Origin of the sequence: Methylobacterium sp. CCH5-D2, from assembly GCF_001556475.1 — a bacterium.
GTDB classification, from domain to species: Bacteria; Pseudomonadota; Alphaproteobacteria; order Rhizobiales; family Beijerinckiaceae; genus Methylobacterium; species Methylobacterium hispanicum.
In genome coordinates, this window is sequence record NZ_LSIX01000011.1 from 1 (window position 1) to 6,597 (window position 6,597).

8 protein-coding genes are annotated in these 6,597 nt (G+C 72.8%); 4 read left to right on the forward strand and 4 right to left on the reverse strand.

Going from position 1 to position 6,597, the window contains the following annotated elements; all coding sequences use genetic code 11:
* Positions 1-92 precede the first annotated feature (92 nt).
* Positions 93-314: a hypothetical protein gene (locus AX737_RS00195; protein ID WP_066918052.1), complete on the reverse strand. Its 222-nt coding sequence runs from the start codon at positions 312-314 to the stop codon at positions 93-95.
* A 218-nt stretch (positions 315-532) separates the two neighbouring features.
* Complete coding sequence (locus AX737_RS00200) at positions 533-1,243, reverse strand: NAD-dependent deacylase (protein WP_066918054.1); 711 nt, start codon at positions 1,241-1,243, stop codon at positions 533-535.
* Positions 1,244-1,315: 72 nt separating this feature from the next.
* Between AX737_RS00200 and AX737_RS00205 the strand changes: the two genes are divergently transcribed.
* The 3 genes from AX737_RS00205 (at position 1,316) to AX737_RS00215 (ending at position 3,595) form a co-directional block, all read left to right on the forward strand.
* Positions 1,316-1,804 carry a hypothetical protein gene (locus AX737_RS00205; RefSeq protein ID WP_066918056.1) on the forward strand — a complete coding sequence of 163 codons (489 nt, stop codon included), beginning with the start codon at positions 1,316-1,318 and terminating at the stop codon, positions 1,802-1,804.
* Between the two features lie 155 nt (positions 1,805-1,959).
* Positions 1,960-2,841, forward strand: coding sequence for a transporter (locus AX737_RS00210; RefSeq protein ID WP_066918058.1), 882 nt, complete (start codon positions 1,960-1,962; stop codon positions 2,839-2,841).
* Positions 2,842-2,986: 145 nt separating this feature from the next.
* Positions 2,987-3,595, forward strand: coding sequence for a pyridoxamine 5'-phosphate oxidase family protein (locus AX737_RS00215; RefSeq protein WP_066918064.1), 609 nt, complete (start codon positions 2,987-2,989; stop codon positions 3,593-3,595).
* A gap of 15 nt (positions 3,596-3,610) precedes the next feature.
* Here AX737_RS00215 and AX737_RS00220 read toward each other — a convergent pair whose 3' ends face one another.
* Positions 3,611-4,045, reverse strand: coding sequence for a PRC-barrel domain-containing protein (locus AX737_RS00220; protein WP_066918060.1), 435 nt, complete (start codon positions 4,043-4,045; stop codon positions 3,611-3,613).
* Positions 4,046-4,402: 357 nt separating this feature from the next.
* Between AX737_RS00220 and AX737_RS00225 the strand changes: the two genes are divergently transcribed.
* Positions 4,403-4,738 carry an SWIB/MDM2 domain-containing protein gene (locus tag AX737_RS00225; protein ID WP_066918062.1) on the forward strand — a complete coding sequence of 112 codons (336 nt, stop codon included), beginning with the start codon at positions 4,403-4,405 and terminating at the stop codon, positions 4,736-4,738.
* A gap of 154 nt (positions 4,739-4,892) precedes the next feature.
* On the opposite strand, the gene AX737_RS00230 is transcribed toward AX737_RS00225, so the two are convergent.
* On the reverse strand, positions 4,893-6,212 hold the full coding sequence (locus AX737_RS00230) for an MFS transporter (RefSeq protein WP_066918070.1): 1,320 nt from the start codon (positions 6,210-6,212) through the stop codon (positions 4,893-4,895).
* Between the last annotated feature and the right edge of the window lie 385 nt (positions 6,213-6,597).

Consider the following 6,597-nt stretch of genomic DNA (forward strand, 5'->3'; position numbering starts at 1 on the left):
CCCCGGGGTTGAGCCTTGCGGACGGATTCGGGCCGCCCCGCGGTCCCGCCCCGATGTGCGACCGGCCGCGTCGCGAAAGCCGGCGGTGCCTCTCAGGCGTTGGCGGCGAGTGCGTGCTCGTTGCCGTTGAGGCCGGCGCAGAGGTCGTCGACCTCGGCAAGATCAAGAGCCTCGCCCGTGTGGCTGGCGATGGCGTCGATGAGGTGATCCTGGCGCGGATCGAAGGGATGCCCCTGCATCCGGTAGAACTGGTAGTAGCGCAGGGCTGCCAGAACGGTATCGCGCTCGCGGGCGGTTACGGTGAAGTTCTGCATGGGTCTTCTCGTCCCCCTGTGGCTTCAACGAAGGCCTGGGCGCGACCGCGACGACTCGCCCAAGCTCGACGGTTGTACCCCTTGGGACACAGACCGGTCCATGTCTTGACACTTGGCCGACATATGATTCGGGCTAAAAAAGCGCGTGGCGCGCAAGTCAGTGATGCAATCGATCAAGCAAAGTGCATGATCTTTCAGGCATCTAGCCCTCGATACCCCTATAGTCCTAGTTCGGCCAGGAAGGCCGGGACGGTCTCGCTCGCCGGGCCGTAGCGCGCCGCGTCGAAGGCGTCGGCGTTGTCGGAGGGAGCGAGGTTCAACTCGCAGGTGGGGATGCCGCGTGCCCGCGCGCGGCCGACATAGCCGGCCGCCGGGTAGACCGCACCCGAGGTTCCGACCGCGACGAACAGGTCGGCCCGCGCCAGCGCCGCCTCGATCCGGTCGAGGTGCTTCGGCATCTCGCCGAACCAGACCACGTCGGGGCGCAGGGCCGCCGCGCCGCAATGCGGGCAGGCATCGGGGCGCAGGAGGTCGCTGCGGCGCTCCGAGATGCTGCCGCAGGCGACGCAGCGCGCCGTCATCAGTTCGCCGTGCATGTGCACCACCTCCGGCGAGCCCGCGCGCTCGTGGAGGTCATCGACGTTCTGGGTGCAGAGGAACAGGTCCCCGCCCCGCGCGGCCAGGGCGTCCGCGGCGCGGGCGAGCGCCCTGTGCGCGGCGTTCGGCTCGGCCGCCAGCGCGGCGCGGCGGCGGTGGTTGTAGAAGTCGAGCACCAGATCCGGGTCGGCCGCGAAGGCCTCTGGCGTAGCGAGCGTCATCGGGTCGAGGCGGCGCCACAGGCCGCCCCGGTCGCGGAACGTGCCGAGCCCGCTCTCGGCCGAGATTCCGGCTCCGGTGAGGATGAAGATGCGTCGCGGCTGTCCGAGCATGGTGCGCGAGCTATAGCATGGCGGCAGGCCCGCAAGGCGCCCGGCCCCTGCAGCCCCGACGAGTCTCTCCGGATGAATGTTCTCGGCCGCCTCTTCGTGGCATGCCTCGCCCTGCTGCTGGCGATCCCGGCCGGCGCGGGCGTGCTCGTCCTCGCCCTGGTGCTCGACCCGGTGGCGGGCGCGTGGCTCACCGCGGGGGCGCTGGCCGGCATCGACGGGGCGCTCGCCGACCTCTCCGCGGGGCTGCCGCCGGAGGGGCTTGCGCTGCTGCTGGCGGGCCTCGCCCAGGTGCTGTTCTGGCTCCTCGTCGTGCCACCGCTGCTCGTCGCGGCCGTCGGCGAGACCCTGCGCCTGCGCGGCTCCGCCTGGTACGGGCTCGGCTGCGGCCTGCTCACGGCGGCGCTGCCCTGGCTCGGTCGGGGCGCCGCCCGGCTCGGCAGCGCGCCGCTGGCCGAGGCGCGGCTGACCGCGGTCCTGTTCCTCGCAGGGGCCGCCGCCGGCCTCGTCTACTGGCTGGTCGCGGGCCGGCATGCGGGCCCGGGAGAGCTCCGCCGGGGCTGAGCGAGGTCCGCACGTTCGAGACGCGCGCCGAGGGGTTCGCGCGTGACGATTCCGTGTCGTTGCGCACGCCGTGGCCGCGGGGGCGGGATGCCCGTGGCTCTGACGGCCGTCCAACCTTGACGGGAGCCATCGGGGCCGCCCGACAAGGGGACGCGATGACCGGATTCGGCTCGAACCTGCGCGGCTGCGCGCGGGCTGTGCTCGCCGCTTGGCTCGTCGCCGCCGGCGGCCCGGCGCTCGCCGCCTCCGCGGCCCAGCCCGGCCAGACGGTCGGCCTGCCGGTCGGCGCCCAGCTTCCGGTGGGCCTCTACTTCGTCAACCTGTCGAGCTTCGGCGTCCGCGGGACCCTGCCGCGCGAGTCCGCGACGAACGTCAACCTGCCGACCTTCGCCTGGGCGACGCCCTGGACCGTCGCGGGGGCGCGGCTGCAGTTCTTCTTCACCCAGCCGGTGGCCGCCGCGAGCCCGCAGGGCACCCCCTACCAGAGCGGCATCGGCCAGCCGCTGCTCGCCGCCCAGCTCGCCTGGGATCTCGGGGGCGACCTCGGCGTGAGCTACCTGTTCGGCGGCTACCTGCCGATCGAGACCCGCTTCCTGACCCAGTCGGCCTCGCTCAGCCACCGCTTCGCGGCGAGCTACACCGGCAACGACTGGAACCTGACCGCGAACCTCCTCTACGGCGTCTTCATCGACGCGCGCTCGCCCTTCGGCACCCTCTACCCCGACTACCTGAACCTCGATCTCACGGCGACGCGGAAGTTCGGCAAGTGGCAGGTCGGCGCGGTGGCCTTCGGATCCACCGACCTGCCGACCGGCGTGGCGCGCTACCGGGCCCAGGGGCAGGTCGCGGTGGGCGGCCTCGTCGGCTACAATTTCGGGCCGGTCAACCTGCAGGCCTACGTCACCCGCGACGTGATCGAGCGCAACTACGGCGGCCGCGAGATTCGCGGCTGGCTGCGTGCCATCGTGCCCCTCTACCAAGACAAGGGCGAGGCCGAGCCCAATCGCACCCTCGTGACGCGACGGCAGGCGGAGTAGCATCGGCCGTCCGCGGACTCCTCTCCCGGGGATGGGCCCGCCGCGCGCGACCCGCAGACCGAGGGATCGGCCGATTCCGAGGCGAATCGGCCGACCCGATGGTATGGGGAGCGCGCGGCTCCGGGCGGGCCGAGGGGGGGTGACGATGAGCGAGGGACTGGACCATGCGGCGGTCCGCGCCCATTACGGCGCGCCGACAGAGCGCTCGCAGGCCAAGCAGCTCGACCGGATCGACCGGCACGCCCGCGCCTTCATCGCGCTCTCGCCCTTCTGCGTCGTCGCCTCGGCGGACGCTGCGGGGCGCTGCGACGCCACCCCCCGCGGGGACGCGCCGGGCTTCGTCGCCGTCGCGGACACGCGCACGCTCCTCCTTCCGGACCGGCCCGGCAACCGCCGCGTCGACACGATGCTGAACGTGGCCGAGAATCCCTGGATCGGCCTGCTGTTCCTCGTGCCGGGGATCCAGGAGACCCTGCGGGTCAACGGGCGGGCCGAGATCGTCACCGATCCGGACGCGCTCGCCCCGCTCGCCGCCCAGGGCAAGCTCCCCTGCGCCGTGTTGCGGGTGCGCGTCGAGGAGGTGTTCTTCCACTGCGGCAAGGCCGTGATCCGCTCCGACCTCTGGACGCGCGGGGCCGGCCGGCGGCCGGACTTCCCGACGCTCGGGCAGATCTTCGCCGACCAGATCGCGGGCGCAGACGCCGCCGAGACCGACCGCTCCATCGAGGACGGCTACCGCAACCGGTTGTACTGAGGGCCGGGGGCCCGCTCAGGCCGGCACGCGGCGGTTGCCGTACCACTCGTCGACGCGCCCGCCGTAACCGGGCTGCGCGAAGGCGTCCTCGCCGGGGCCGTGGCTCGGCGCGCCCGCGAGCGCGCCGGGATCGATATCGACCACGTATCCGCCGAGCTCGGTGCTGTAGGTCAGCGCCCGCCAGGGCAGGGGATGGTGGTTCTCGCCCAGACCCAGGAAGCCGCCGAAGGCCAGCACCGCGTAGGCGACCTGGCCCGAGACCTTGTCGACCATGAAGTTGTGCACCGTGCCGAGATGCTCGCCCCGCCGGTCGTAGACGGCCGTGCCCTCCACCTTGTTCGAGGCGATCAGGCGCGCGGTCTCGTCGATCGCCACCGGCTCGGCGGCGGGATCGAGCTCCATCGACCCAGGCTTCCGGATGGCGCGCTCGTTCGGCAGGTCGGTGGGCATGTGGCAATCCGCGCAGGTCGATGTCCGGGCGATGTCGGGGCGATGTCGGGACGGCGTCCCGGGCCGCCGGCCGGGTGTTAAGCGCGCGAGCGGCGGTGGCGGTTCCGCGTCGCGGCGCCGTCACGGACGGGCTCCGGATCGGGGGCGGCGCCCCACCTGGCGCCGGGCCTGCGCAATCCCCGCCGTGGACGGACGTCGATCGCCTCTGGCGCGCGCGCCGCTTGCGCTGTGGATGAGCAGGCCTCCGCCACCGCTTTCCCCTTGGAACGCTGGCCGCACGGCTTAGTTGTTGCTGCTATGCTGCCCCGGCTGTGGTCCCATCGTCCGGGTCCGCGGCCCGTGAAGCGGAGGAATTCCATGGCGACCAAGACGACGGACAAGGCGAAGAAGGCGGCGCCCGAGGCTGGCAAGGCCGCCCCGAAGGCGACCAAGGCCGAGGGCGGCACCAAGCCGAACGCCCTGCAGCAGCCCCTGAAGCCGTCGGCCGAGCTCGGCGCCATCGTCGGCACCGATCCGCTGCCGCGCGGCGAGGTGGTCAGCAAGGTGTGGGACTACATCAAGAAGCACAATCTTCAGAACCCGGAGAACAAGCGCGAGATCGTCGCCGACGACAAGCTCAAGAAGGTCTTCGGCAAGGACAAGTGCACGATGTTCGAGATGAACAAGCACCTCGCCGCGCACCTCAAGTCCTGAGGCGAAACCCCGGACGCGCGCTCGTTCGCAGGACCGTTCCGGGCGGCCGCAGCCGCGGCCGCGCTTGGGCCGCGATGCCGGCCGCCCCGCAAGGGCCCGCCTCTGACCGGAGCCCCGGGAGCTGCCGGTCCTCCCGTGCGCGCCGATCGCCTCCCTAGCGCTCGGGCGTCCGCCGCAGGACGCTGGTGACGATCCCGGCGAGTGCCAGAAGCACGGCACACCAGAGCGAGACGCCGATGGCCGCGTCCGCCCCGCGCCCGTGCGTCAATCCGAACACCACCGCCACCAGCGCCGCCCCGAGGGACTGTCCGGTGAGGCGGGCCGTCGATTGCATGCCGCTGGCGCCCCCGCTGCGCTCGCGCGGGGCGGCCGTGATGATGACGCGGTTGTTCGGCGACTGGAACAGGCCGAAGCCGAACCCGCAGAGCACGAGGCGCCAGACGATGTCGAGGGTGGCGGGCTCGGGCGGCAGCAGCGCCACGGCCGCGAGGCCCGCCGCCATCACGGCGAGCCCGAGCCCGCCGAGCAGCCCCGGCGGGTAGCGGTCGGCGAGCCGCCCCGAGATCGGCGCAGCGATCGCGATGGCGAGCGGCCAGGGCGTCAGCAGGAAGCCGGCCTGCGTGCCGGAGAGATGCAGAACGTCCTGGAAGTAGAAGGGTAGGGCGATGTAGGCGATGAGCTGCGCCGAGAAGGCCAGGATCGAGGAGGCCATCGACAGCGCGAAGGCCGGGATCCGCATGAGATCGACCGGCAGGAGCGGCGCGGGCAGCCGCATCTGCCGGCGCACGAAGACGGTGCCGACGACGAGCGCGCCGGCGAGTTCGGCGAGCGCCTGCGGCCGCCGCGCGGGCTCGCCGAGTCCGTCGATGCCGACGATGAGGAGACCGAATGTCAGCGCGTTGAGCCCAGCGCTGACCCAATCGAAGCGCCGGCCGTTGCGGGGCGTGGCCGGCAGAGTGCGGGAGGCGACCGCCAGCGCCAGCAGCCCGACCGGGATGTTCACGAGGAACAGCCAGGGCCATGCGGCGACGGACAGGAGCGCCGCCGCGACCGTCGGACCGGCCGCCGAGGCCACCGCCACCACCAGGGCGACGTTGCCGACGCCCCGCCCGATCATCCGGTGCGGGTAGATGAAGCGCACCAGCGCGATGTTCACGCTCATCACGCCCGCCGCCCCAAGCCCCTGCGCGATGCGGCCGAGGACCAGCAGGTCGAGGGTGGGCGCCAGCGCGCAGGCGAGCGAGGCCGCGACGAAGACCGCGAGCCCGCCGAGATAGACCGGCCTATAGCCCAGGATGTCGCCGAGCGAGGCCAGCGGCAGCAGCGCGGCCGTCACCGCGATCTGGTAGGCGTTGACCACGAAGATCGCCTCGCCGGCCGAGACCGAGAGGTCGCGCGCCATCACGGGCAGCGCCACGTTGACGATGGCCCCGTCGAGCACCGCCATGGTCATGGCGAGCGCGATCGCCAGCATGGCGAGCAGCCGCTCGCGCACCGGCAGCCCGTCCTGGGTGCTGTCCCGGGAGTCGCCCCGGGAGCTGCCCCGGAAGCCGCCCTCTGCCTGCCCGGCCGCTTCGGCCATCCTGTACGCGCTCCGCCGCTGCGGTGGGGTCGCCCTCCTGTCGCCGACAGGGTGCCTCCCGTCGAGGCGGGCGATGTGCCCTATGTCACCCCGCGCGCCGCGATCGATGCGTTCTGCCGGGCGCGGACCGAACCGGAGCCGACATGCGCCGTACCGCCCTGTTTCCCGCCCTCTGCCTCGCCCTCTGCGCGCCTCTCGCGCTCGCGCTGCCAGCCGCCGCGCAGGCGCCCGAGCCGCTCGGCATCGCGCTGGAGGGCTTCGCCTACCCGTACCCGGT